20 protein-coding genes are annotated in these 26,605 nt (G+C 33.3%); 7 read left to right on the forward strand and 13 right to left on the reverse strand.

The window, feature by feature from the left end; translation table 11 throughout:
• The first annotated feature begins 43 nt into the window (after nucleotides 1-43).
• From ACXHHC_RS16510 to ACXHHC_RS16520, 3 genes are all read left to right on the forward strand, one after another.
• The gene (locus tag ACXHHC_RS16510) at nucleotides 44-1,864 is read left to right on the forward strand and encodes a helix-turn-helix domain-containing protein (protein WP_458227465.1); all 1,821 of its coding nucleotides are present in this window, start codon (nucleotides 44-46) and stop codon (nucleotides 1,862-1,864) included.
• 80 nt (nucleotides 1,865-1,944) lie between these two features.
• Nucleotides 1,945-2,367, forward strand: a complete 423-nt coding sequence (locus ACXHHC_RS16515; RefSeq protein ID WP_458227466.1) for a hypothetical protein — start codon at nucleotides 1,945-1,947, stop codon at nucleotides 2,365-2,367.
• Between the two features lie 3 nt (nucleotides 2,368-2,370).
• Nucleotides 2,371-3,015 (forward strand): hypothetical protein, encoded by a 645-nt coding sequence (locus ACXHHC_RS16520; protein WP_458227467.1) that lies wholly within the window; start codon nucleotides 2,371-2,373, stop codon nucleotides 3,013-3,015.
• A gap of 56 nt (nucleotides 3,016-3,071) precedes the next feature.
• On the opposite strand, the gene ACXHHC_RS16525 is transcribed toward ACXHHC_RS16520, so the two are convergent.
• From ACXHHC_RS16525 to fumC, 9 genes are all read right to left on the reverse strand, one after another.
• Nucleotides 3,072-5,534 carry an alpha-ketoacid dehydrogenase subunit alpha/beta gene (locus ACXHHC_RS16525; RefSeq protein WP_458227468.1) on the reverse strand — a complete coding sequence of 821 codons (2,463 nt, stop codon included), beginning with the start codon at nucleotides 5,532-5,534 and terminating at the stop codon, nucleotides 3,072-3,074.
• A gap of 80 nt (nucleotides 5,535-5,614) precedes the next feature.
• On the reverse strand, nucleotides 5,615-8,419 hold the full coding sequence (locus tag ACXHHC_RS16530; protein WP_458227469.1) for a M1 family aminopeptidase: 2,805 nt from the start codon (nucleotides 8,417-8,419) through the stop codon (nucleotides 5,615-5,617).
• Nucleotides 8,420-8,421: 2 nt separating this feature from the next.
• Nucleotides 8,422-9,147 carry an LOG family protein gene (locus ACXHHC_RS16535; RefSeq protein ID WP_458227470.1) on the reverse strand — a complete coding sequence of 242 codons (726 nt, stop codon included), beginning with the start codon at nucleotides 9,145-9,147 and terminating at the stop codon, nucleotides 8,422-8,424.
• 61 nt (nucleotides 9,148-9,208) lie between these two features.
• Nucleotides 9,209-11,164 (reverse strand): amylo-alpha-1,6-glucosidase, encoded by a 1,956-nt coding sequence (locus tag ACXHHC_RS16540; protein ID WP_458227471.1) that lies wholly within the window; start codon nucleotides 11,162-11,164, stop codon nucleotides 9,209-9,211.
• A 170-nt stretch (nucleotides 11,165-11,334) separates the two neighbouring features.
• Nucleotides 11,335-14,154 carry an excinuclease ABC subunit UvrA gene (gene uvrA / locus ACXHHC_RS16545; RefSeq protein ID WP_458227472.1) on the reverse strand — a complete coding sequence of 940 codons (2,820 nt, stop codon included), beginning with the start codon at nucleotides 14,152-14,154 and terminating at the stop codon, nucleotides 11,335-11,337.
• A gap of 140 nt (nucleotides 14,155-14,294) precedes the next feature.
• Nucleotides 14,295-14,594 carry a hypothetical protein gene (locus tag ACXHHC_RS16550; RefSeq protein ID WP_458227473.1) on the reverse strand — a complete coding sequence of 100 codons (300 nt, stop codon included), beginning with the start codon at nucleotides 14,592-14,594 and terminating at the stop codon, nucleotides 14,295-14,297.
• A 122-nt stretch (nucleotides 14,595-14,716) separates the two neighbouring features.
• Nucleotides 14,717-15,583: a glycosyl hydrolase gene (locus tag ACXHHC_RS16555; protein WP_458227474.1), complete on the reverse strand. Its 867-nt coding sequence runs from the start codon at nucleotides 15,581-15,583 to the stop codon at nucleotides 14,717-14,719.
• A 173-nt stretch (nucleotides 15,584-15,756) separates the two neighbouring features.
• The gene (locus tag ACXHHC_RS16560) at nucleotides 15,757-16,443 is read right to left on the reverse strand and encodes a hypothetical protein (RefSeq protein WP_458227475.1); all 687 of its coding nucleotides are present in this window, start codon (nucleotides 16,441-16,443) and stop codon (nucleotides 15,757-15,759) included.
• A gap of 84 nt (nucleotides 16,444-16,527) precedes the next feature.
• Entirely contained in the window at nucleotides 16,528-17,925 is a 1,398-nt protein-coding gene (gene fumC, locus ACXHHC_RS16565; protein WP_458227476.1) for a class II fumarate hydratase, read from the reverse strand.
• 193 nt (nucleotides 17,926-18,118) lie between these two features.
• Here fumC and ACXHHC_RS16570 point away from each other — a divergent pair, with 193 nt between their 5' ends.
• Complete coding sequence (locus ACXHHC_RS16570) at nucleotides 18,119-18,787, forward strand: hypothetical protein (RefSeq protein WP_458227477.1); 669 nt, start codon at nucleotides 18,119-18,121, stop codon at nucleotides 18,785-18,787.
• 71 nt (nucleotides 18,788-18,858) lie between these two features.
• On the opposite strand, the gene ACXHHC_RS16575 is transcribed toward ACXHHC_RS16570, so the two are convergent.
• The 4 genes from ACXHHC_RS16575 to pdhA form a co-directional block, all read right to left on the reverse strand.
• Nucleotides 18,859-19,869 (reverse strand): TlpA family protein disulfide reductase, encoded by a 1,011-nt coding sequence (locus ACXHHC_RS16575; RefSeq protein WP_458227478.1) that lies wholly within the window; start codon nucleotides 19,867-19,869, stop codon nucleotides 18,859-18,861.
• 61 nt (nucleotides 19,870-19,930) lie between these two features.
• The gene (locus tag ACXHHC_RS16580; protein ID WP_458227479.1) at nucleotides 19,931-22,039 is read right to left on the reverse strand and encodes a hypothetical protein; all 2,109 of its coding nucleotides are present in this window, start codon (nucleotides 22,037-22,039) and stop codon (nucleotides 19,931-19,933) included.
• 138 nt (nucleotides 22,040-22,177) lie between these two features.
• Nucleotides 22,178-23,812 (reverse strand): 2-oxo acid dehydrogenase subunit E2, encoded by a 1,635-nt coding sequence (locus ACXHHC_RS16585; protein ID WP_458227480.1) that lies wholly within the window; start codon nucleotides 23,810-23,812, stop codon nucleotides 22,178-22,180.
• Nucleotides 23,813-23,824: 12 nt separating this feature from the next.
• Nucleotides 23,825-24,820 carry a pyruvate dehydrogenase (acetyl-transferring) E1 component subunit alpha gene (gene pdhA / locus ACXHHC_RS16590; protein ID WP_458227481.1) on the reverse strand — a complete coding sequence of 332 codons (996 nt, stop codon included), beginning with the start codon at nucleotides 24,818-24,820 and terminating at the stop codon, nucleotides 23,825-23,827.
• Nucleotides 24,821-25,151: 331 nt separating this feature from the next.
• Between pdhA and ACXHHC_RS16595 the strand changes: the two genes are divergently transcribed.
• From ACXHHC_RS16595 to ACXHHC_RS16605, 3 genes are read left to right on the forward strand one after another with little or no spacing between them, the layout of a single operon-like run.
• Nucleotides 25,152-25,766, forward strand: coding sequence for a hypothetical protein (locus ACXHHC_RS16595; protein WP_458227482.1), 615 nt, complete (start codon nucleotides 25,152-25,154; stop codon nucleotides 25,764-25,766).
• Nucleotides 25,767-25,768: 2 nt separating this feature from the next.
• On the forward strand, nucleotides 25,769-26,059 hold the full coding sequence (locus ACXHHC_RS16600; RefSeq protein ID WP_458227483.1) for a winged helix-turn-helix domain-containing protein: 291 nt from the start codon (nucleotides 25,769-25,771) through the stop codon (nucleotides 26,057-26,059).
• Nucleotides 26,060-26,109: 50 nt separating this feature from the next.
• Complete coding sequence (locus tag ACXHHC_RS16605) at nucleotides 26,110-26,604, forward strand: Coq4 family protein (protein WP_458227484.1); 495 nt, start codon at nucleotides 26,110-26,112, stop codon at nucleotides 26,602-26,604.
• Nucleotide 26,605 lies beyond the last annotated feature (1 nt).

A 26,605-nucleotide genomic window follows, 5' to 3' on the forward strand; every position in this document is an offset into this window, starting at 1 on the left:
AAATGAATAAATTTGTTACTATCAATAGTGTAATAAATTTGCAATGCAAGAATATACAGGAAATATAAACTCTCAAAAATCTATTGTAGTACTTCCGTTTGTAAATATGAGTACAGATGCTGATAACGAATATTTTAGCGATGGAATTACAGAGGAAATTATTAATGCATTAACCACCATAAAAGGTCTTAAAGTAATTGCCAGAACTTCTTCTTTTGCTTACAAAGGAAAAAACATTGATGTTCGTGAAATTGGAAAACAACTAAACGTAAGTACTGTTTTAGAGGGAAGTGTTCGTAAATCGGGAGACAGAATTAGAATTACTGCCCAGTTGATACATACTGAGGAGGGCATTCATATTTGGTCTCAGAACTTTGATAGAGTGTTGCAAGATGTTTTTGAATTACAAGATGAGATAAGTTTATTAATTGCCGATAAAATAAGAGAGAATTTTGGGCATTTTGAGATAAAAGAGCATTTAATATCTGCTCCTACTAACAATATAGAGGCTTATAATTTATATTTAAAAGGTAGGTATTATCACTTAAAATGGAATGCCGAGGATTTGTTAAAGGGAGTAGATTACTACGAACAGAGTATTGATTTAGATCCTTCTTTTGCTTTGCCTTATTTTGGAGCGGGATTGTGTTACGGGATTAATGCATCATGGGGCTTTTGTTCCTATGATGAGGGTATTGAAAAAGCTGAGTTTTATCTGCAAAAAGGATTGGAAAAAAACAAAGATTCTTATTTAGGTCACTTTGCACAAGCCACTGTTTATTTATGGGGGAAATGGAATTACAAATTGGCATATGAGCATTTGTCTAGGTCTTTAGTATTAAATCCGTCTTTTACAGAGGCCGAAGAGGCAATGGCAGAGTTGTATACATTTGTAGGTGATTTAGATAGTGCATTAAAACATGCAGATGCTATTATTGGTCAAAGTCCATTATCGCCGAATCATTATTTTACAAAGGCGAATATTTATTACTTAAAAGGTGCATATCAACAAGCTTTAGATATTTTTAAAATAGCCTTGCAGTTAGATCCTACTTTTGCTTTGGCTATTGAAGTATCTTCTTTGTGTTACATACAGTTAGGAAACGATGCTGCTTTTGTGAAGTTTTTATCAGAGAATCCTCAGCTAGAAAAAGTTAAAGAGTGTAGGCGTTTGTATCAACTTCAAAATCCAAACAATCAGATAGATGCGTTGTTGGGTGATAGTTTGGAGGTTTATATTAAAGACGAACATCCTTCTTTAGTTGCTTGGAATTTGTATTTAAATGTTTACCTAGGGAATTATACAGTAGCGTTGGATATGTTAGAGCGTGGTTGTGCAAAAAAAGTAGGACAATTTATAAATTTTAGAAACGATCCTTTTTTAAAACCACTGCATAAGAACAAGCGTTTTAAAAATTTAATACGTACTGTTTTTACTGATGCTATGTTGCCTAAAAATATAATGGTAAAAGAGCTAAGCCCTAAAAGTGGTGCTAAAATTGTGTTCGATCCGTCTGAAGCAAAAGAATATTTACAAAGATTAAAAGTCCTTTTTGAAGAACAAGAGTTGTATTTAAACGCTTCTATTTCGTTAAAAGATGTTGCATCAGAAGTTCGTTTGCATCCTAATAAATTATCGTGGTTGTTAAACGAGTACGTAGGTAAAAACTTTAATGAGTATATCAATTCGTTTAGAGTTGAAGCTTTTAAAACAAGAGCTTTAAATCCGTCCAATAGTCATTTAACCTTATTGGGGCTTGCATACGAGAGTGGTTTCAATTCTAAATCGGTGTTCAATTCTTTTTTTAGCAAAACTCAGGGTACTACTCCAAGTGTATGGTTAAAACTGAATAAAGAAAAATAAAAAGTCCTAGTTTACATTTTAGGACGTTTGCCATGTTGTTAAGATTTATTTTTGATGAATAAAAATGAAATAGAGATGATATGGTACAATGTGCTTTTTTAGGAATGAGTTTGTTAACAGGAGAGTTGATAGCTGCAAAAATCTTGCTGTTTATCTTTTGTTTGTTAGTAGTATTCCATATGCTGGTAATGCTGGGAGTTATTTCGTATAAAATTGTTTGGGGAGGGAGAATAAAGTCCAAAGCCCAGTTATATGTTATGGAGCTGCTGTCTATTTTAGTGTTGCTATTGTGTGTTTTCTTATTGAGTTTAAAGCTAGGAATCTTCGTTTTTAAAGGGAGTGATTTTATTGTGAGTATAGGTTTGTGGAGTCTTTTAGGAATCTTTGTATTAAATACATTTGGGAATTTAATGGCGAAAACGAAATTGGAGAAATATCTATTTGGGAGCTTAACGTTTATGATTAGTGTCTTATTGCTGTGTGTAATTTTTAATTTTTTTTAAGTGATGAATAAAAATAAAATTGGAGGAATTGCTTCTTTAGTAGAGGCTGTCTTATATATTCTTGGCTTTGTGTTTATTTTTTCCATGTTAAAACCAATGGTAGATGGAAGTCTACAAGAACAAGATAGGCTGGTGTTTGTATTGGAGAATAAAATTTTAATTCAGATTTGGAACTTGTTAATTTATGTTGTTTTTGGTTTGGTACTGATACCGTTAACAATAGTCATTAAAGAGCAATTTCAAAACTCAAATTATTATGGACCGAATGTCATTTCTGTATTAGGTTTTATTTGGTCTGGATTGGTGATTGCAAGTGGTATGGTTGCCAATGTGGGATTAAGTTCGGTTGAAGCTATTTTCAATCAGCATGCAGAACAGGCTTTAATTGTATGGAAGACGATTGAAATTATTCAGAATGGTATTGGTGGTGGAGTAGAGGTAGTAGGTGGTTTTTGGGTGTTGTTAATTAGTGTTTTAGGATTTAAGCAACAGGTTTTTTCTAAAGGACTTAATTCTGTAGGATTGGTTGTTGGGCTAGCCGGAGTGCTTACTGCTATTCCCGGATTGCAAGAATTAGGAGCTGTATTTGGACTGACCCAAATAGTATGGTTTATTTGGTTGGGAGTGGTATTCTTAAAAGCTGAATAAAAACAAACAAGCCAGATTCAATAAGAATCTGGCTTGTTTGTTTTTTATAGAGTTTCCTAATATAGTTTTGGAAACTTTTTAGGATTTACTTCATGAAATACATTGTATACACCTTCAAAAACATCGTCGTGAGAAGGTTTTGAGAAATAATCTCCATCACTACCATAAGCCGGCCTGTGTTCTTGTGCCGAAATACAAATAGGTTTGCTATCTAAGTATTTGTATGCATTTTGTTCATCAATTACCTTTTGTAAAATATAAGCCGAAGCTCCTCCAGGTACATCTTCGTCTATTACTACCAAACGATTTGTTTTAGCAACACTTGTACTAATATGATGGTCTAAGTCAAAAGGCATTAAACTTTGCACATCAATTACTTCTGCGCTGATTCCTGCCTGAGCCAATTCTTTTTGTGCTACTTCCATAACAATCTTTAAAGTAGAACCGTAAGAAACTAAAGTAACATCTGTACCTTCTTTAATGGTTTCTGCATATCCTATAGGAGTTAAGAACTCCCCTAAGTTATTAGGTTTTTCTTCTTTTAAACGATAACCATTTAGGTTTTCAATAACCACAGCAGGCTCATCCGTTTGTAGTAAAGTGTTATAGAATCCAGCGGCCTTTGTCATGTTTCTAGGAACCAATAAGTGCATTCCTCTTAAACAGCTTAATATTAAAGCCATTGGAGAACCAGAATGCCATATACCTTCTAGTCTATGACCTCTTGTTCTAACAATTAATGGAGCTGTTTGCTTACCGTAAGTTCTGTAACGTAAACAAGCCAAATCATCACTTAATGTCTGAACAGCATATAGAATATAGTCTAAGTATTGAATTTCGGCTATTGGGCGTAAACCACGCAAAGCCATACCAATTCCTTGTCCCATAATGGTTGCTTCTCTAATTCCAGTATCTGCAACACGTAATTCTCCAAATTTATCTTGTAAACCTTCCAATCCTTGGTTTACATCTCCAATTTTACCAGCATCTTCTCCAAAAATGAATAAGTTAGGATGCTTTTCTAAAAGAGCTTCAAAGTTGTCTCTAATAATAATTCTTGCATCAACAATTTCTTTCTCATCATTGTATGTAGGTAATTTTTCTGCAATAGTAGCTGCACCCTTACCAAAGTCGTTTAATAACTTAGAACTGTATTTTTCCTGAGCTATTGGTAAGTTTACTTGTAGCCATTTTTGCAATAAAGCTTTACTAGGAATATTTTCTTCTCTAATATAGCTTAATACTTTTCTGGCGGTACTGTATATTTCTTTTCGGTGAACCTGAATTTCTTTAAGAGATGCTAAGTCGTTTCTAAGTTTAATGATAAAGTTCTTATTGATACTTTCTTCGCAAACTTTGTCTAACACAGTAATTAAACTGTTTTCTTCCTTTTTTAATGGGGCAATAAACGCTTCCCAGGCAGCTCTTTTTCCTTTTAAAACTTCACTTTTAGCTTTCTTCTCAAGAGCAATTAATTCACTCTCGTTATCTACTAAGCGTAAATCACCATTCTCGCTTTGTAAATCGAAATCTAAAATCCATTCACGCATTTTTTTAACACAGTCAAAGTCTTTTTCCCATTGCAAACGCTCTTTACTCTTGTAACGTTCATGAGAACCAGAAGTTGAGTGCCCCTGAGGTTGAGTTACTTCACTTACGTGAATCATTACAGGTACATGCTCATTACGGGCAATATCAGAAGCTTTAGAATAAGCATCAATTAACCCAGAATAATCCCAACCTTTTACAGCGAAAATTTCTATTCCTTTATTTTGTTGGTCTCTTTGGAATCCTTTTAAAACCTCCGAGATGTTTTCTTTTGTAGTATGGTGTTTTTGGTGTACAGAGATTCCGTATTCATCGTCCCAAATACTTGCAACCATAGGAATTTGTAATACACCCGCAGCATTTATTGCTTCAAAAAAATGCCCTTCACTGGTGCTTGCATTTCCAATAGTTCCCCAAGCAACTTCGTTTCCTTTGATACTAAATTTCTCGTAGCCTTCTTGAACCGTTTTTTCTTGACGGTATAACTTAGAAGCGTAAGCCAAACCTACCAAACGAGGCATTTGTGCAGCTGTACAAGAAACATCAGAAGCTGTATTGTATTGTTTTGTTAAATTTTTCCATTCCCCATTTTCATCTATACTGTGAGAAGCAAAGTGTCCTCCCATTTGTCTTCCAGCCGCAAACGGTTCGTGGTTAATGTCTGTGTGAGCATACAAACCAGCAAAGAATTGTTGCGGAGTAAGTTCTCCTAAAGCAAACATAAAAGTTTGATCTCTATAGTAACCAGAACGCCAATCACCTTTTTCAAAAGCTTTAGCCATGGCTATTTGGGGAAGTTCTTTTCCGTCTCCAAAGATTCCAAATTTAGCTTTACCAGTTAAAACTTCTTTTCTACCTATTAAACTACATTCTCTACTTAGTACAGCAATGTAGTAGTCGTTTAAAATTTCTTTTTTAAACTGTAGAAAAGTTAACTCGTGTTCGTCTTGAGAATCTAATGTCATTGGCATATAGCAAAAATTAGGGTTGCACAAAGTTAACTAATTATAGTGGGAATCTAAAACCATGTTAATTTACTTGGAATTTGAGCCTAGAAAAGTTGCTGTTTTAAAAATCGAATTAAGGGTTGTGGTTTTAAAGTAACTACAAATCTTGTTGATTGCCAGTAGTTTGTGTTTTTGTGTACCCATCCTTCTTTGTTGTAGATTGGTAAGTAAAGTTCAAATAATTCTGGTACAAAACTTAAACGAATTCCTCCTTCGTAATCAAAAAAAGCTGATTTACCTCTGTTTTTAAGCAGCGAAACATTCTGAAAAGTCTCAATCCATCTCCAGATTCCAATACTAGTGTTTATACTTGTTAACCAGTGGTTTGCAAAACCTGGGTCGTTTTGAGTAACAAAACCTCCTTGGGCTTTAAAATATTGTTGACTTAGTATACCACTTGTTTCAGATCTACCTAAGTAAGGTAGTTCAAACAGATAATCGTTAGGCGTGTGTTGGTTGTAACTAAAGTAGTTGCCTTGGGTATTGTTTCTAAGAAAAATACCTCCAAAGAATCTAACATCTATCGGTCTTTTGTTGTCGGTTAAATGCCTGTACCTAAAGTCTAAATTTAACTTGGTGAATTTGGTTGCAATTTCAGTGTTTGCATTCAATTTAAAGTCGTTAATAAGCTTATTTTGTCTGTAGAAATAATCCAATTTAAACAGGTGGTATTTGTTTTCGTCAGAGTTTGTTACATCATCTGGAACTTCTTTGTCAATGGTTACAAAGTTTGCACGTATTTGATTGTTTCCAAGTGCTCTTAAGTCTTTTTGTTTAAAGCTAACAGATACAAAAGGAGAAATTACATTGTAATTTAAGCCTTGGTCGTAATGGTAATTACTACCACTAATACCTATACTAGCCTCGTAGATATTAGACTTTTCTGGATAGATTGTATAGTCAAAAGAAGCTCCCCCAGTTAAACTTTTACTTTGGGTACTAAAAGTAGGTTTAATAGTGTATTCAAAATTCTTATGTATGTAGGCTTTGTTCTGAAAACTAAGCCCTAAAATAACTCCATCGTAATAATTGTACGATCCTTCGGGTTTAAGAAAAAGTTGGTGTTTTCTTGGGTTGTTAAGGTCTTTTAAAAGTTTTACCTGTAAAGGACGTTCGAACAACTTAGCTTCTTTGTTTTTCCAGTTGTTTCTATTGTTAATTTCTGGATACAAACCTTCGTAATTTAAGACCACTTTATCTAAGCTGTCGTTTGCTATTTGTATGGTCTTTTTGTCTTTAAAGCCATCTATCCAAGTTTTGCTTTTAATTTCTTTCCCTTTTAAACCATAGATTAGGACAGGTGTTTTTATGCTTCTGTTATTTTTTATCGTAATGCGGACACTATCTTTTAGGAAATCTGCTTTTACAATTTTGTGATCTATTTTTTTATTGGTTGCTAGCCATTCCTCTTTAAACCATGAAATATCTTTAGCACTATTTTTTTGTAGTAGCTTAAGAAATTCATTAGCAGAGGTCTCTTTGTGAAGGTTGTTGGTTAAAAATTGTGAAACGCTCTCTGCTAGATTTTTTTTACCAACATAAGCTTCTAGATATAAAAAGCCCAATCCGGCTTTGTATGGAGAAATAACTTTTTTGTTAAAATTAGACAAGTTCTCTAGCGGAGTTTTTAAGCTTTGATCTAGGTTTTCTCTTGCTGTGATCTGATGAACGATTGAAAATTTATCGATGAAATCTTTTTTGGCAATATTCATGCTTTTAATTCCCCAAATGTTAGACAATCTCCCTATAATTTTAACTTTAGGGTAGTAGGTTTCCAAATATTTTTTAAATAGATATACTTCTAGTCCTTCTACAAACCAATAATCCTTTCTTTTATTTACAGCTAACGTTTGAGAGATGTACTCTGTAGTTAATGCTTTAAAAAATTCTGCTTCCCATTTAAATTGATCGGAATAGGGGTGTAGCCAATTGGGTAGTAACTTTAATTCGTATATGGGATTTTGATTGTATTTATGTTTTTCTACCAATAGTTGATTTCTTGGAAATACGCCTAAATGCCTTTTTAAGAAAAAAAGCATTTTTTGGGTAGCAATTTTTTGCTGAGAAATCTCAATTTTAGGACTGATAAAATTGGTGTTGATTTCTATAGGGTAAGTAGGAATGCTTAGGTAAGATCTTAGAAACGTAATGGTTAAATCTGCCTGAGTAGCATCCGTAGCTCTTAAAATGTACACGTTATGTGCATCGTGTTCTTCTTTTTTAGAATTTAAGTCGCTGTATATTTTATAACCAATAGGAGTTTTAAAAACAATTTTAAAATCTGTTGGTTTTATGTGTTGATAGTCTAGGTTTTTATGCGTGTTTACTCCTAGGTCTTTCTGATTTTCGGCTGGGGATATGAACCAATCTTTAAGGTAATAATCAATCCCTTTGTATCCGTGCCCAGTAAATTTTTCATTGGGAAGTTTTACGGTGTAATCTATATCTATACGTACACTTTCATTAGGAAGAAGAGGTGTTGTTAATACTGCTAGAATTAGATCTTGTTTTTTCTTTGGAGTTTCAAAAACCGTGGTTTTGTTATTAATAGTAAGATGGTTAATAGTACTAAAACCTTTGTCACTGTCTTTAGAAAAGTAAAAATCAGTTTTATAATCTTCTAACAACCTTTTGGCTAGGGGAGTAGCGTTGTCTTTGTAGCTATTGGACCAGTTTCTTAGTATTATTTTAGATAAGGTATCTTGTGTTTTATTATGGAAAAGAATCTCTTGGTTAATTTTTAAATAATTTCCATCAGGAAACAATTCGGCATTTATGGTCAAATGATTTTTCTGACCATAAACACCCAATGTGCATAGGATTATGATAAACTGAAAATAATTTTTCAAGGTTAAAAGTTAGGCTTAAGTTTATACTTGTTGTAGAAGTTGTTTAAGTGCTCTAGAGCCTCATCTGCGGTATCAACCAACCTAAATAAATTTAAATCCTCTGGACTAACGGTTTTGTACTCTTCTAACAAACGATCTTTAATCCAATCTAATAAGCCAGCCCAATAAGATTTACCAACCAATATAATAGGGAATCGTCCTATCTTTTTTGTTTGAATCAGTGTAATGGCTTCAAATAATTCATCTAACGTACCAAAACCACCAGGCATTACTACAAAACCTTGAGAATATTTTACAAACATAACTTTGCGGACAAAAAAGTAGTCAAAATCTACCGATTTGTCTCTGTCTATCCAAGGGTTGTTGTTTTGTTCAAAAGGTAATTCAATATTTAGTCCCACCGAAGTTCCTCTACCTCTGTTGGCACCTTTATTACCTGCTTCCATAATACCAGGACCTCCTCCTGTAATTACTCCAAAACCACTTTGAGTAAGTTTGTAAGCAATTTCTTCGGCTAGTTTATAGTACTTATGATCTGGTTTTGTTCTTGCTGAACCAAAAATACTAACGCAAGGTCCTATTTTAGCCATGGTTTCAAAACCATTTACCATCTCGGACATTATTTTAAATACTGCCCAAGAGTCATTGGTTTTAATTTCGTTCCAGCCTTTTTGTTTAAACTTATTGTATATTTTTTGCTCTTCTTCATGAAGTTCCTTTTCTGTCATATATCTTAGAGATTGAATAGTTGTTTCTTACATATTCAATATACAAAAATTGTGCAAAAAATTACGATAGTTCGTATAATTTATGGTCGCTATATAATTTAATGATGGCAGCAACCGACCAAGCTTGATGTATACACCCTCTTCCCTCTAATGGATGGTCTCCATCAAAGATTTCGGAGATGGTATGTAAACCATCACGATGGTAAAAATGTTCTTGTAATGGTTTTAGTGTATTTAGTACTTTTTTCTTAGCTCCATCTGTATATTTTTGAGTTTTTAAATAGGCTTCAAAATAATCCATTAAAATAAATGTCCACACCGTTCCCTGGTGATATGCTAAATCTCTTTGCAATTGATCTCCACCATAACTGCCTTTATAGTCCTTGTTGTTTTGATCTAGAGTTTTAAGACCATATGGAGTCAACAGTTTGTCTTTTACCATTTTAACCAGTTTTTTCTCTTCTTTTTGGGTAAGTAGTGAAAAAGGGAGACTTACTACATATATTTGATTCGATCTAAAACTACTGTCAATACCTTTTGTAAGATCAACAACATCGTTTAAATATCCTTCTGCATTGATGAAATATTTTCTAAAGTTGGTTAAAAACTTTCTTTTGGTGATTGTTGCTTCTCGCTTTACTTTTATTTTTAAAACATTGGCAAAAGTCTCGTAAATACATAGTGCATTGTACCATAGCGCATTAATTTCTATAGGGCAACCTCTTCTAGGGGTAACTACATGTCCGTTTACCAAAGCATCCATCCAAGTAAGTTGAACCCCTTCTTGTCCTCCCGATAAAAAACCTTCTGGAGTTACATGAATATGGTAGCGAGTTCCGTTTACATGTTTTAGAATAATTTTCTCTAAGGTTTTAATATATTTTTGAATGAACTCAATATCATCAAATTTTAGGTAATATTCGTACATAGCCACAAATAGCCAAAGTGTTGCATCTATAGTGTTATACTCTACCTCTTGATCTGTAAAATCGGGAAAGCGGTTTGGTAACATTCCCTGATCTACATATTTTAAAAAAGTGGAAAGTAACGATTTAGAAGCTTTTTTGTTTCCAGTAGCTATGGTTAGCCCTCTCATGGCAATCATGGTATCTCTACCCCAGTCTGTAAACCAATGGTACCCTGCTATAATACTCTTAGATTTTGTGGAACCTCTTTTTACTAAAAACTGATCACCAGCAACCAATAAATCGTTGTAAAAGGTGTCTTTAACTTTTTTGTTTTGAATTCCTTTTAAGTGTCTTTTGTTGTTTAGTTCTAAGTTGTCAATATTTTTACCTACCATTTTTTCGTCGGTAGTAAAGCTTATTTTAATTTTTTGCCCAGGAGCCATTATCAATTTGGTGTAGCCAATTCTATACAGGTCTTCTTCACCGTTTTCTCCTCTAAATTTTTCCTTGCGCAATTGAAAGTCTTTATACCAAGATTTTTCTTCTATAAATTCCCCCTCGGACCAATCCCAATAAGCGTTTAAATTGTCATAAAGTTCAACTTTTAGATGCTGGTCTTTTTTTTCGTAGTTAAATTCGTTTTTACTTGCTTTAAAATTACTGTGATAATCTTTACATTCCCACAATGGATGCAGTTCTAGAATAAAAGGAATGTTTCCCGTGTTTTCGTAGGTAAGTACGGTTGTGTTGCTGTTTTGCACCATGAAAAGTTGTTTTTGCAACTTCCAATTTTGATTGGTGTATTGCCAAGTAGCAACAGGTCTACGGGTAAAGTCTGTTAAATACAATTGTCCTTGTGGGTGGATAGAATTGTTTGGGTACTCGTTAACCGATAAATCGGTATAAGTTCCATTTGTAAAAATACGTTCTTCTATTTTTCCTACAATTATTTTTCTGTCTGTAGGAGGGTTTAAAGAAGCAACTAATAAACCATGATATTTTCTAGTATTGGCTCCTGTAATGGTTGAGGATGCATAACCACCAAGTCCATTAGTTTCAATCCATTCAAGATCTAATAATTCATTAATGTCTTTTTCTTTTGGGTTCATAGTCAATGTAATTCGTAGTAATTTTTGTTGATTTTTTTCTTTAGCTAAAAAATATCTTATGTTATTTTTTATGGAGGCTAAATATATTAATTACTTTGACTTATGTTTAACTTTTGTTAATGTTTTTTATTAAGAATTAATGTTGATAACTTAAAATGGGAACTGCTTTTTTACAGTTCTTTTTTCAAAAATCTAGCAGTGTGACTTTTTTTGTTTTTACTAACTTCTTCTGGGGTACCAGTACAAACTATTTTACCTCCATTTTTTCCACCTTCGGGACCTATGTCTATAATGTGGTCTGCTAGTTTAATTACATCCATATTGTGTTCTATAACAAGAACTGAGTTTCCTTTATCTACCAGTTTTTGAATTACTTGCATAAGTACTCTAATGTCTTCAAAGTGCAAACCTGTTGTAGGTTCGTCTAGAATGTAAAAGGTATTTCCGGTATCTCTTTTAGAAAGTTCTGCAGCTAATTTAATTCGTTGTGCTTCACCACCAGACAATGTTGTAGATTGTTGTCCAAGGGTAATATATCCTAAACCAACTTCTTTAATGGTTTTTAATTTTCTGTGGATTTTTGGAATGTTTTCAAAGAAATCAACCGCTTGGTTGATGGTCATTTCTAATACATCTGAAATAGATTTTCCTTTGTAGCGAATTTCTAGAGTTTCTCTGTTAAAACGTTTTCCTTGGCAAGTTTCACATTCTACATGTACATCTGGTAAAAAGTTCATCTCAATTACACGCATTCCACCACCTTCACAGGTTTCACAACGACCTCCTTTTACGTTAAAAGAAAAACGACCAGGTTTGTAACCTCTAATCATTGCTTCGGGAGTTTGGGCAAATAAACTTCTTATTTCATCAAACGTTTTTGTATAAGTAGCAGGGTTAGACCTAGGAGTTCTACCAATTGGAGATTGATCTATGTCTATAATTTTATCTATATGTTCTAAACCTTCAATACTTTTATAAGGTTGAGGTTTTTTGACTCCATTATAAATATGAGCGTTTAGAATAGGGTAGAGGGTACCGTTAATTAAAGTAGATTTTCCACTTCCAGAAACACCACTAACACAAATTAATTTTCCTAAAGGAAAATGTGCTGTTACATTTTTTAAGTTGTTCCCTGTAGCACCTTTTAAAACGAGTTCTTTACCGTTTCCTTCTCTACGTTTTTTAGGAACTGTAATTTCTTTTCTACCGGTTAGGTAGTCTGCAGTTAAGGTTTCTACTTTAGAGAATAAGTCATAAGAGCCTTCACTCACAATTTGTCCTCCATGAATTCCTGCTCCTGGCCCAATATCAATAACATGATCTGCACGCTCCATAATGTCTTTGTCGTGTTCTACCACTAACACAGAGTTTCCAACGTCGCGCAATTGTTCTAAGGATTTAATTAACTTTTCATTGTCTCGTTGGTGTAGTCCAATACTAGGTTCGTCTAATATATACAGTACACCAACCAATTGAGAACCAATTTGTGTTGCCAAACGAATACGTTGAGCTTCTCCACCAGATAGAGACTTAGAAGAACGGTTTAATGTTAAATAATCCAAACCAACGTCTAATAGAAATTGAATACGGGTTCTAATTTCTTTAATAATTTCAGCCCCAATTTGTTTTTGTTTGTTGTCTAGTTTCTCTTCTATAGTTGTAAACCAATGAGCCAATTCATCAATATCCATAGAGATTAATTCTCCTATGTTGATTTCATCAATTTTAAAATACAAAGATTCTTTACGCAAACGAGTTCCATTACACTCTGCACAAATTTGATTGTTCATAAAGTCTTTAGCCCAGCGTTGTATGCTTTTAGAATCGTTGTTTTTGTGTTGATTTTCAATAAAAGCTATAATTCCTTCAAAATCTATTTGATAGGTTTTCGTAACTCCGGCTACTTTTGCTTTTACTTTTATATTTTCTTTTCCTCCGTTTAGAATAATCGCAAGAGCTTCTTTAGGAATCTCTTTTATAGGATCTTCTAATGTAAAATTATAGGCAGCAGCAATGGATTGAATTTGTTTAAAAATCCAACTGTTTTTTTGTGGTCCTAAAGGAATAATACCTCCTTTTTTAATAGAAACGCTATCGTCTGGAATTACTTTTTTTAAGTCGATTTTATCAACAGTTCCAATACCGTTACAAGTAGGACAAGCTCCTTTAGGAGAGTTAAAAGAAAATGAATTAGGTTCTGGTAAAGGATAAGAAATACCAGAAGTAGGACACATTAAGGCTCTACTAAAATAACGAGGTTTGTTTTCGTTGAATTTTAAAACCATTAAAACACCATCACCAGCGTACATGGCCGTTGTAATTGTTTCTTCTAGTCTTTTTTCTTGATCGGCTTTAATTACCAAGCGATCTATTACAATTTCTATGTCATGTGTTTTGTAACGATCCACTTTCATTCCTTTGGTGATATCTAAAATTTCACCATCTACACGAACTTTTCCAAAACCTTGTTTCCCAATTTGTTCAAACAATTCGCGATAATGACCTTTTCTGGATTTAATTACGGGAGCTAGAATCAATGTTTTTTCTCCGTCAAAATCTTTTAAAATCAATTCTTTTATTTGTTCGTCGGAATAGCTAATCATTTTTTCATTCGTGTTGTACGAATAAGCATTGGCTACACGGGCATATAACAAACGAAGAAAATCGTAAATTTCTGTAATGGTTCCTACAGTAGAACGAGGACTTTTATTGGTGGTTTTTTGCTCTATGGCAATTACAGGAGAAAGACCATCAATTTTATCTACATCGGGTCTTTCTAAGCCACCTAAGAACTGACGAGCATATGCAGAGAAAGTTTCTATGTAACGTCTCTGACCTTCTGCATAAATAGTATCGAATGCTAACGAAGATTTACCACTACCACTTAAACCAGTAATTACTACTAGTTTATCTCTGGGAATAGAAACGTCAATGTCTTTTAAATTGTGGGCTCTAGCACCCAATACTTCTATAGATTCGTTTGTTGCCATGTTCTTTTTAGAAAAACACGAAGTTACTATTTTTTGCTAGGAATTTTAATGTGGAGATCTTCTTTGTAAAAAGAAGAATGTGTTTAAATAAAAAGGAGAAACTGATGGTTCAGTTTCTCCTTATAAAATAAGTTTGTGAATTATTTTTTCTTCCAGTATTGGTTTAAAGCTTTTAGTTTTTCTTTACCAACAACTGCTTTAATTTTTTTGTTAGATTCTTGTCTTACAGCTTTTATTTTGGCTTTCTTTTCTTCTTTAGACAAGTCACTCTTCTTTATCTCTTTTAATTTAGCTTGTTTCTCTTTGTTAATAACTAAAGCTTGCGTTTTCTCTTCTTGAGTTAAACCAGCATGTTCCATTGCTCCTTTAAACGTTTTCTTTTCTTGTGCGTTAACAGATACCGCTAATAATAATGCAAAAACAAATAATAATTTTTTCATAAGATTCAGTGTTTATAATTAATAGGGCAATTATATATAAAAAGAACGCGCTTCTGTTGTATTTTTTTTAAGTATTAGTAGCACATATGTTTTTTAATTTGTCCAAACTAGATAATGGAAATCTATTTTAATTTCCAAGTTCTAACCCAGTCGTACTTTGTTGTACGTTGTTCCCAAGTCCCACTTTCAACTAAACCTCCATCGTCGGGTATAGGGTTCCAGTCGTAAGTTTCTATAGCCATTTGTATAAAACCAGGAGTATCCCATTCAACCGTTGGATTTAACGTGTAAACGTGTTTACCGTCTAAAAAGCATAAAATTTCTGTTTTACTTTTCCACCAGGCACCATAAACGTAAAATCGTTCGTGGTTTTTAGTAGGAGTGTAGACCATTTTTTGGTCTCTTTCACTTTCTGGATGACATTTAGTTTTTCTGTGTATTGCATTAGAGTGGAATATTCCATCCCAGTTTTTAGCCCACTTGTGTGTTTTTTCTGTAAGTCTACCAACACATTCTTGTATGTCTAATTCTTCTTTCTTTTCACAATCTGGTCTACTCATTAACCAAAAAGTAGAAGACATTACTGTAGCATTAGCTTTCATTCTAGTTTCGAAATACCAACCTACTTTTCCAGAATTTAGAGAACGAACAATGGCACCTTGGTGGGTGTAAATTTTCCCTCTGTTTTTTACAGGTTTGTCTAACTTGCTAACAGTAACGTTCATTTTTCCGTCTTTTACAACTACGTTTTCTGCTCTAAATAAACCTGGAGCTCTTCCATCCCATACCCAACCATTTTCTAAAGGTTTGCTATGCCATTTTTTAAGGTTTAATTTTTTATTATTAAACTCATCAGACATACTTTTTACTTTAACCCATTCCTTTTTAGTAGCGTTTGGATCTTGTCCTTGTTGAAAGTACGGTGTTTTTTGAGCAAAGTTGTTAAATGTGATTCCTAAGAATAAAAGATATAAAGTAAAATGCCTCATCGTTTTGAATTTATGATGAGGCTAATTTATATGTACCCGTTGAATTTTTTAGTTATTGACGTGCTAGGCTCTAGGACAAATGGTGAAAAATAATAAGAAATATAACTAGATATTCTCTGTAGTTAGTAATTATAGAAAGATATAACTAAAGCTAGATTAAATAGCGAAAGACTTTAAAAGTTAGAGATTGATGGTCTCATTTTAAATTTTCCATTTGTAATTGTAATTACGTCAGAGTTATCAGACTCATTGTATAGTTTAACTGAATATTCACCTTCTACAATTTGAGCTACACTGATAAGTTTATTAAATGAATCAAATTGGTTGTCAGGTGTCGATTTAATTATGGTAACATAACTACCTGTTTGGTCTCCAAGTGTTGTGTATAAGTTATCATTCATGTAGTAAGCAAAAGCTATTGAATTAGAAACACCTTCAATGACACTTCTTTTCAAGGCAATTAAATAATCCCCTATTGGAAATTTTGAGTTGAAAATATGTGTTTGTTCGTATTTCTTCCTTTCCGAACATAGGTAAAATTTTACAAATTCAATTCCAATAACTCCAGAAAACTCATCATCATTTGTATTAATGCCTGAGTAATAGTTAACTCCAGCTTTTTTAGGATTTGCAACACATGGATATGTAGAACTTCTAGAACTAATCAACTTGTATTTACCATCAGATTCACTATCTAACACGCTATATAAAAAGGCTATACCATCAATTTTACCAGACATAAAAAAATCAAAATTAGCAGTATTTTGAGTGTTGATATCTTCAAGGTTTTCCACTTCCGATTCAGAAGAACAGTTCGTTAATACTAAAAGGGTAACAGCGGCGAGTATAAATTTTTTCATCGTTTTTTTTAAACGAAAGTATTAAAAAAACACTATTGTAAATACTTACAATAGTGTTTTTTAGATTTCTATTTAAGAATAAAATTATTTTAATGAACCCGTCATGTCTTCTGGTTTTACCCATTCGTCATATTGTTCTGGTGTAACATACCCTAACCTTACAGCTTCTTCTTTTAAAGTAGTTCCGTTTGCGTGAGCAGTATTTGCAATTTCTGCAGCTTTATAGTAACCAATCTTAGTATTTAAAGCAGTAACTAACATTAAAGAGTTGTTTAATAACTTCTCAATAACAGGGTAGTTAGGCTCAATACCAATAGCACAGTTTACATCAAAAGAAACACATGCATCTCCAATTAAACGAGCAGACTCAATTAAGTTCTTAGCCATTACAGGTTTAAATACGTTTAATTCGTAGTGACCTTGTAATCCTCCAACTCCTACAGCAACATCGTTACCCATTACCTGAGCACATACCATAGTGATAGCTTCTGCTTGCGTAGGGTTTACTTTACCTGGCATAATAGAAGATCCTGGTTCGTTAGCTGGAATAATTAATTCTCCAATACCAGAACGAGGTCCAGAAGCCATTAAACGAATGTCGTTAGCTATTTTGTTTAAAGAAACAGCCAATTGCTTTAATGCTCCATGAGACTCAACAATAGCATCGTGTGCTGCTAAAGCTTCAAATTTATTTTCTGCAGTTACAAATGGTAATCCTGTAAATTCAGCGATTTTTTCAGCAACCAACACATCGTAACCAGCAGGTGTATTTAATCCAGTACCTACGGCAGTTCCTCCTAAAGCCAATTCAGCCAAGTGAGGTAATGTGTTTTTTAATGCTTTTAATCCGTGGTCTAATTGAGAAACGTATCCAGAAAACTCTTGTCCAATAGTTAATGGAGTAGCATCCATTAAGTGTGTACGTCCAATTTTTACTACATCTTTAAAAGCTTCAGATTTTGCTTTTAATGTATTTCTTAATTGTTCTACTCCAGGGATGGTAGTTTCTACAATTACTTTATATGCTGCAATGTGCATTCCTGTAGGGAATGTATCGTTAGATGATTGCGATTTATTTACATCGTCGTTAGGAGTGATTGCTTTTTCTCCTTCTCCAATTACTCCACCTGCTAATTCTTGTGCACGGTTTGCAATTACCTCGTTAGAGTTCATGTTAGATTGTGTACCAGAACCTGTTTGCCAAACTACTAAAGGGAATTGATCATCGTGTTTTCCTTCTAAAATTTCATCACAAACAGCAGAAATTAAGTTTTTCTTTTCTTCTTCTAAAACACCTAAATCAAAGTTTGCATGTGCTGCAGCTTTTTTTAAGTAAGCAAAACCATAAATAATTTCTAAAGGCATGCTCCCAGAAGGACCAATTTTAAAGTTGTTGATAGATCTTTGAGTTTGAGCTCCCCAATACTTGTCAGCAGGTACTTGAACCTCTCCCATAGTATCTTTTTCTATACGATATTTCATTTGAATGCTATTTAAAATTTTGAATTACAAAGCCCAAAGATAGAAGATAATCAAAGTTCTAAATAGGATTATTATCATAAAATTATTTAAATCTCATAGATTTTACGAATTGGAGTTTTTATAGAAAAGATTTAACATATAAAAAACAAATAAATTTTATTTTAGCCTCTTTAATAATTAAAAAAATAGTGTTATGAAAAAAGGAATTAGAGCTTTAGCTCTTAGTATATATTGTGTTTTTGTAAGCTCTTGTAGTTCTGATGATTCTTTAAGTAATGGAATATCAATTGATCCAAATAACATTTCTATCGAAACTTTAAATGGTACATGGGAAATGCTAACTAATATTGATATCCAAGGGGTAGAGCGCACAGTAGGAGAAGGGTGGGATGTTTTAGATGATGAAGTTTGTCCAGAAAAACCAAGTGAAAGATATACTTACATAGAAGATTTAATTGCTGTTGAAAATGGTGAAATGTTTCTAAAAAAACACTTTAAAGATGAAGTATATAGGTATGATGCAAGTGCTAGTCGTTGTGATTTAGCAGGTCAAAGTCTAGAAATTACCAGTGAATATATACGTTATGAAGCAGAGGAAGTTACAAAACTGTTCGTTAGTGGGAATAAATTATATCTAGAAGTTAAAGAAGGTGGTTCTGAGACTGGTTATGATCATTACAGAATAACTTTTGAAGAAAATAGAATTGTATTTTCACTAATTTTTCATTTAGGGAAGCAAGACTCAGAAGAAGATTTAAAAGGTTTGAATTACAGAGATATTGGTATTTATAAAAAAGTATCTAATGATGTGGACTTGTCAAATTTTAATGATGGAAAAGAATTTTATGACCTTATCCAGTAATGGCAGATATACGAATAAAAAAAAGGAATTAGTATTTACTAATTCCTTTTTTATGTTTTAATACAAAATGCTTATTTCAACAACTTAGCCAAGTACTTTTCAAACTCAGGATCCGATGGTCTTGGTGCGTTTGCATTTATAATATTTCCTTTTTTATCTAATAAAATAAAACGAGGAATTCCAGAAACCTGGTAATCATCTACAAAAGAGAGAGGGCCGTTGGCAAAAAGCTGAATTCCCCCCATGTTTTTGTTGGCAATCATTTGTTTCCATTTTCCTTTAGCGTTAGGGTTGTCTATAGAAAGACTTACAAATTTTATTTTCTTACCATGGAATTTCTCTTCTAGTTTCTGTAGATAAGGTATTTGTGCCAAACATGGATTACACCAAGTTGCCCAAATGTCTATATACACATAATTCCCTGCTAAATCTTTTAAAGAAGTTGTTCCTCCTTTGTAGTTCTCTAGGTCATTAAAAACGGGAGATGGAGCTCCAGCTTCCAAAGATGGATATACTTTGTTTGCTTTTTTATATTGCTCTTTAAGCCCATTAACAAATGAAGAAAGACCTTCTTGTTCCATTTCTTTTAAGTGACTATCAATCTGACTGTTTTGAGCTAATAAATCATTTAGTTCCTTTTCAATTTTAGTAGTGTATGCATCAAACGCATCCGTATCCAAACCATTTAGGCTATCTAATATTGGAAATATTTTTCCAGATATTTTTTCTCTTTCGTTGATGTAGCTGTTTTCTTTAGCACCTACTCCAGAATAAGAAATAGTTTTGTTAAAATCGTTGGCATCTGCATTAATGGCTAAATGATAGTCTTTGTCTAAGAATAGCATTTTTCCAAAACTTCCTAATCTTAGAAAAACCAATTCGCTGTTAAAGCTAATAGTGTCTTTAAAAGAACCCTCTTTAATAGCAATGGTTTTTTGTCCGTTTTCAGATTGCAGTGTAATCTCGTTAATATAATCAGGTAAGTTTTTTATGGTACCTTCTATACTTGCTGGTTGAGGTGCTTTGTTACAGCTAAACGCTAAAACTCCTAAAGTAAGAATGGCAATATGTTTAATGTTCATAATGAATTATTGATATTATTTTGGTGATGTAAATATATACTAAAAACTGATTTTTTTTAATTTATTTGTTGGCTTCTTTAGCAGTTAATATGTCCTTTTTAATTGCATTAATCTGTTTCCTAAAAGAAAAAGATTTTCGAAATATATTAGGCACACTTGCATTGTTATAAACGGCTAGTTTTTCGGAATAGTCGATCCAATGTTGTAATCCTTTCTCCAGGTATTCTATGGCTTCTTGTTGTTTTGCTTTGTTTCCTTTTTGCCTATAAGTTTCCAATGCAACCCCTGCTTTTATTTTAGAAGCAAAATACAAGCCAAAGTAGCTCCAAGCTTCAATGTCATTCAATTCAATTTGTAATAGTTTATTGTTAGAATATTTTTCTTTTAGCAATGCAGCTATTTCCAGAGCTTTTACACTTTCTTTTTCAGTAGTTTCTGCTAGTTGTAGAGGAGTAGTTTGTGTTTCGTTACATTTGTTAGCAACAAAATCTTTAATGTTTACATAGCTAGAATCTAAAACAGGGTGTTCAATAAATTCATTGATATTGATGAATTTTCCTTTTGCGAAAAAGCCTTCCGTATAAAGTGTACCATCAGATTTTCCTTGATAGAAAGTAGCAAAACGATTTGCATTCATAGAACTTAATTTCCAGCCCTTAAGTAAGTCTGAAGATTTAGTAATACCAAATTTTTGGTTTAACGCAGCCTCAAAATAAGAATCTGGGGTTTTATTGTTGTATAATAAGTTACCCCAAACTTTATAGAAGAGCCATTGCCTTTCAAAAGCGTAATTCCAAGAACGATGTTCGTCTTTAGTTATAAAATCTTTTGCAGGTATGTAGGTTTCAGAACCAATAATGGCACCTCCAATATAATCTTGACTGTTATGATTTAAATATTCACGAATAAAATCAGGTTGTGCCCATCTTAGCATAAAGAAGTCCTCGTTTCTAACTGTATAAACTCCTTTGTAGTTGGTTGGTTTAGGATCCCAGTAAGTATCAGTTAAAATTCCACCATGTACAATACATAGTTTAGGTGATGAATGACCGTGAGACCAGTTGAATTTAAATCCAAGATGGACATCGTTTTTTAGGTTGATATTTTCGATCGCTTCACGAGTTAAAATTTCAGTAGACTTACTCACAGCACCATGACTTGTTAAACCAGCGGATAGGGGAGCTCTATAGAATAATTTAACCTCTCTATTAGCATCTTTAATGGCTTGCACCATGGTTCTATCAATCCAATCTTTTCTCTGTTCAGAAGTCATTCCCCCCATACGTTCACCTAAAGTGATTCCTATACCGGTTAAATCTTCGTATTCATTAATAGTTTTGGTGACCATTTCACGCGTATATTCTTCTAACATTTGATTGGTTTCCCCAGATCCCCAGAAATTGTGACGTATACTTGTTTTAGCGTTAGTACTAACATTGTAAGCATCACTAAATTCATCAGAAACAAAAATGTTCCAGTTGAATACATATGTTTCAATACCTCTATCTTTAGCCATCTTAAAAAGACTTTTAAAGAAAGATTTCCATGCTGCCATTTCTTCTGCTGTAAATGATCTAGCTTTTGGAAATTTATCAGATTCCACCATATAGATATAGGGATGTAAATTCCATAATGATAGTACATTGAATTTGTTTTCAGACATCATATCTAAGAAAGATTCCCAGAATTTTAAGTCTTTGCAGGTATCATAATGCAGAGAAAGGTGCTTTCCTTTTCTATAAGAATGCCAAGGGAGGTTAAACTTAATGGCTCTAAAACCATAATGAGCCTCTATTTCTTTTTCATCTAAATCATTCCATTCAATTCCCTGTTGTAATTGCTCTGAGATATATTGCAATCCATAGATAAAGCCACGTTGATTGTTGGCTAAAAGATTGGCTTGTTGCTCTTTTTTAAAGAATATATAACCATCATTATCAGCGTTTTTTTCGCTTTTAATGAGTACTAATAGGGCTTCTTTTCTATTTTCGGTAAAAGTCAATTCAATTTCATCCGATTTTAATTGTTCTTTTAACTTTTCAATACCGTATTGCACTTTAGCTATTAATTCAGGAGTTGCGTAAACGGAAATGTTTTTGGGTTTGGAATTACATGAAGTCAAAAAGAGAAAGGAAATACAAAGAAGTATTTTAGTAAGGAACTTAATCATAGTGTAAAAGTTTGTTTTCAGAATAAAAGGAGAGGTAAGATATAAAAAATACTATCTAAATGTAGGGTAGTGTAAGTAACAAAAAAAATGCCTCTGAAAACTCAGAGGCATTTTTATATTATAAATTAATTGAGATGATTAAGCGATCATAGTCACTGGGTTCTCAATAAATTGCTTTAACGTGTTTAAGAATGCAGCACCAACAGCACCGTCAATAGTTCTGTGGTCACAAGATAACGTTAAGTTCATTATGTTACCAACTACAATCTCTCCATTTTTAACAACTGGCTTTTGTTTAATTCCACCAACAGATAAAATAGCCGAGTTAGGCTGGTTAATAATAGAAGTAAAGTTATCTACACCAAACATTCCTAAGTTAGATACAGTGAAAGTACTTCCAGACATTTCTGCAGGAGTTAATTTCTTCTTTTTAGCTTTAATAGCTAAGTCTTTTACTTCAGCACCAATCTGAGTTAAGCTCTTTGTATCTGTAAAAGGAATTACAGGTACTACTAAACCGTCTTCAATAGCAACTGCTACACCAATAGCAATATGCGCGTTGTATATAGTTTTGTCTGCAGTCCACTCAGTATTAATTTGTGGGTGTTGTTTTAATGCCATAGCAGTAGCTTTCACTACCATGTCGTTAAAAGAAACTTTAGTATCTGGTAAATCGTTAATAATTTTACGAGATGCCATTGCGTTGCTCATATCAACATCCATACTGATTGTAAAGTTTACATTTTCAGTCTGAGATTTATCTAAAGCTTTAGCAATTGCTTTACGCATGCTAGAGTTTTTAACTTCCGATTGGCTTACTTCTCCAACAGGAGCAGCAGCAACTGGTGCAGCAGCAGGAGCAGCTTCAACAGCAGGAACGTAGTTTTCAATATCTACTTTTACAATTCTTCCTCCTTCTCCAGTTCCTACAACTTTTGCTAAATTAATTCCTTTTTCTTCAGCCAATGCTTTCGCTAAAGGAGAAGCAACAATACGTCCGTTTTCAGAATTGATAGCACTTACTTTTTTAGTAGCAGTAGGAGCAGCAGCCTTTGGAGCCTCTGCTTTTGGTGCAGGAGCAGCAGCTTTTGGTTCTTCTTTTGCAGGTGCAGGAGCTTCTGCAGCAGCAGGAGCAGCACTAAAGTTAGCAGCAACAGCAGAAACATCAGTTCCAGCTTCACCAATAATTGCAATTAAAGAATCTACAGGAGCAGAAGCACCAGCTTCTAAACCTATGTGTAATAAAGTACCAGCGTTGAAAGATTCAAACTCCATAGTAGCTTTATCTGTTTCAATTTCAGCTAAAATATCTCCTTCTTCAACAGTATCTCCTACGTTCTTTAACCAAGAAGCAATAGTACCGTCTGTCATTGTATCACTTAAACGAGGCATTGTAACCACAATTACTCCCTCAGGAATAGCAGCAGCAGCTGGTGCTGCAGGAGCAGCTTCCTCAACTGGAGCTTCTGTAGGTGCAGCCTCAGCAGCTGGTGCAGCAGGAGCTTCACCACCTAATAATCCAGAAATATCTTCACCTTCTTCACCAATAATAGCGATTAAAGAATCTACAGGGGCAGTTTCACCTTCTGGTAAACCTATGTGTAATAATGTCCCTTCGTTAAACGATTCAAATTCCATAGTAGCCTTATCTGTTTCGATTTCAGCTAAAATGTCACCTTCTTCAATTTTATCTCCAACTTTTTTAAGCCATTGAGCAATTACACCTTCTTCCATGGTGTCGCTCAAACGAGGCATATTAATTATAGTAGCCATTATATATATGGATTATTTATGTTTAACAAATGGGTAATTTTCTTGCTCGTATACCATATCGTACAATTGTTGTTTGTCTGGGAATGGAGATTCCTCAGCAAATTTTTCGCACTCAGCAACTTTAGCTTTAACTTCCTTATCAATTGTTTTGATTTCGTCTTCTGTTAAATACTCTTGTTCCTTAATTACATCTAAAACTTGTGTAATAGGGTCAATTTTTTTGTATTCAGCAACTTCGTCTTTTGTACGGTAGTGTTGTGCATCAGACATAGAGTGACCTCTATAACGGTAAGTTTTCATTTCTAAGAAAGTAGGTCCGTCTCCTCTACGAGCTCTATCAATAGCTTCTTCCATTGCCTCAGCAACTTTAATAGGATCCATTCCATCTACAGGTCCACAAGGCATTTCATATCCTAAACCTAACTTCCAAATTTCTTCGTGGTTGGCAGTACGTTCTACAGAAGTACCCATTGCATATCCGTTGTTTTCACAAACAAATACTACAGGTAATTTCCAGTTCATGGCCATGTTAAAAGTTTCATGTAAAGATCCCTGACGTACAGCACCATCTCCCATAAAACATAAAGTAACACCAGGAACTCCGTGGTATTTATCACCAAATGCCATACCAGCTCCTAATGGAATTTGTCCTCCTACAATACCATGTCCTCCATAAAAACCGTGTTCTTTAGAGAAAATGTGCATAGAACCTCCCATACCTTTAGAAGTACCAGTTACTTTTCCATACAATTCAGCCATTACTTTTTTAGGATCTACTCCCATTCCAATAGGTTGAACGTGGTTACGGTAAGCAGTAATCATTTTGTCGTGCTCTAAGTCCATAACGTGTAAACAACCTGCTAAAATAGCTTCTTGACCGTTGTAAAGGTGTAAGAATCCTCTTACTTTTTGTTGAATGTAAACGGCAGCTAATTTGTCTTCAAATTTTCTCCAGAAAAGCATTTCTCTATACCAGTTGATATAGGTTTCTTTGGTGATTTCTTTCATGATTAATAATAATATTTATACTAAAAACTACGTATTTAAACGTAATTTAACTTCGTAATTTCAAGCAAAAATAAGACTTTAGGGATAAGTAAAAAACTTTTTTAAATGCTTGGAATAAAGATTTTAACGGATTTTAAAAATGTGCTGACTGAATTTCATGGCAGGCGTAAAACGTTTTTGTGTTAATGTTCTGTTATCTATGGTTTTATGTTGTTTTTTTAGCTGTATTTTCCTTGTTGAATATCGGGTTTTATTTTTTTAATTTTTTTTCAAAAAAAAATTTGTTCCATTACGTAAAAATATTTTACTTTGTATTTCAAAGTTCTTTATTATGACAAGAGAAAGTAGTTTAAAAGACATTCAAGACATAAAAGAGATGATGAGTAAATCATCTAAATTCAAATCAATTAGCGGGTTCTCAGGGATTTTCGCGGGTTGTTATTTGTTGATTGGTGCATTTATATATTGGTATTTAAACACAAAAGAGATTACTTTTGGTTTTACCTTACCAAGATTGGGTGTAATTAGTACAAAGGCTATTTGCATCTTATTTGTGGTGTTTGTATTAAGTGTAGGAACTTTATTATTGCTAACAATTAAAAAAGCTAAAAAGAGTAATGAGTCTGTGTGGAATAGTACTTCTAAAAGGTTACTAGTCAACTTTTGCATTCCGTTTCTTTCTGGTGGTTTATTCTTGTTTTTAACTTTTCACAGAATGGAGCATAGTTTAACAAGTGCATTAATGTTATTGTTTTACGGATTGACCTTAATTAATGGATCTAAATACACTTTGGGAGACATAAGAACTTTGGGATTGTTAGAGATTCTAACTGCTTTTGTGAATTTACTACTACCAGATTATAGTTTTTGGATTTTTATATTCGGTTTTGGTGTGTTAAATATAGTTTATGGTTTTATTTTGCATTTTAAATACGATAAGCAATAGAAGTGGGGTTAATTAATAACATAAATAAGATTTTTGATCACAGAATTCGTTTAGGGATGATGTCTGTATTAGTAGTAAATGACTTTGCAGATTTTAAAACTCTAAAAGAGTTGTTGGAGGTTACGGACGGAAATTTAGCCAGTCATTCTAAGGCATTAGAAGGAGCAGGTTATATTACTGTAGAAAAGTCTTTTGTTGGGAGAAAACCAAATACCAAGTATAGAGCTACAAAAGAAGGAAGATTGGCATTTGAAAAGCACATACATGCATTGGAGAAATTAATAGGGAAATAAATTTTTTTACACTTTAACTTTGAAATTCAAAGTTCTTTTAAAATTGAAATATGAGTTTAGAATTTAGGAAAAAAGTAATTACAGTGGGGGTTAAGTTTACAGCTGATTTTTTTACAGAAGTATTAAGATCAAAAAGAAGACCTTGGGGATTTACTAAAGAGAAACTTAGATGTATGCCAGAAGGTAGCTTGGGTAATTGTTTAAGTAAATTCTTAGATGAAAACGGACTAGATATAATTCCAAGTGCGGAAAGACACGATTGTTTTCATGTATTGTGTAATTACAATACAGAAGTAGAAAGTGAAATAGCCTTACAGTATTTGAGACTAGGTAATGGGGGGAAGAATTTTTTTACAATTGGAGCTGTTGTGATTGGAACGATTCTTTTACCTGAGTATTACGATTATTACATGGAATCTTTCTTATTAGGAAAAAAATCTAAGTGCTTTCAAAAATTAGACTTCAAAGTTCATCTAACTACTTCGTTAGAAGCACTAAGGATACAGCATTTCGAACAAATTCAATTTATCAATCCAATACTATAAA

Source organism: Wenyingzhuangia sp. IMCC45574, assembly GCF_054182685.1.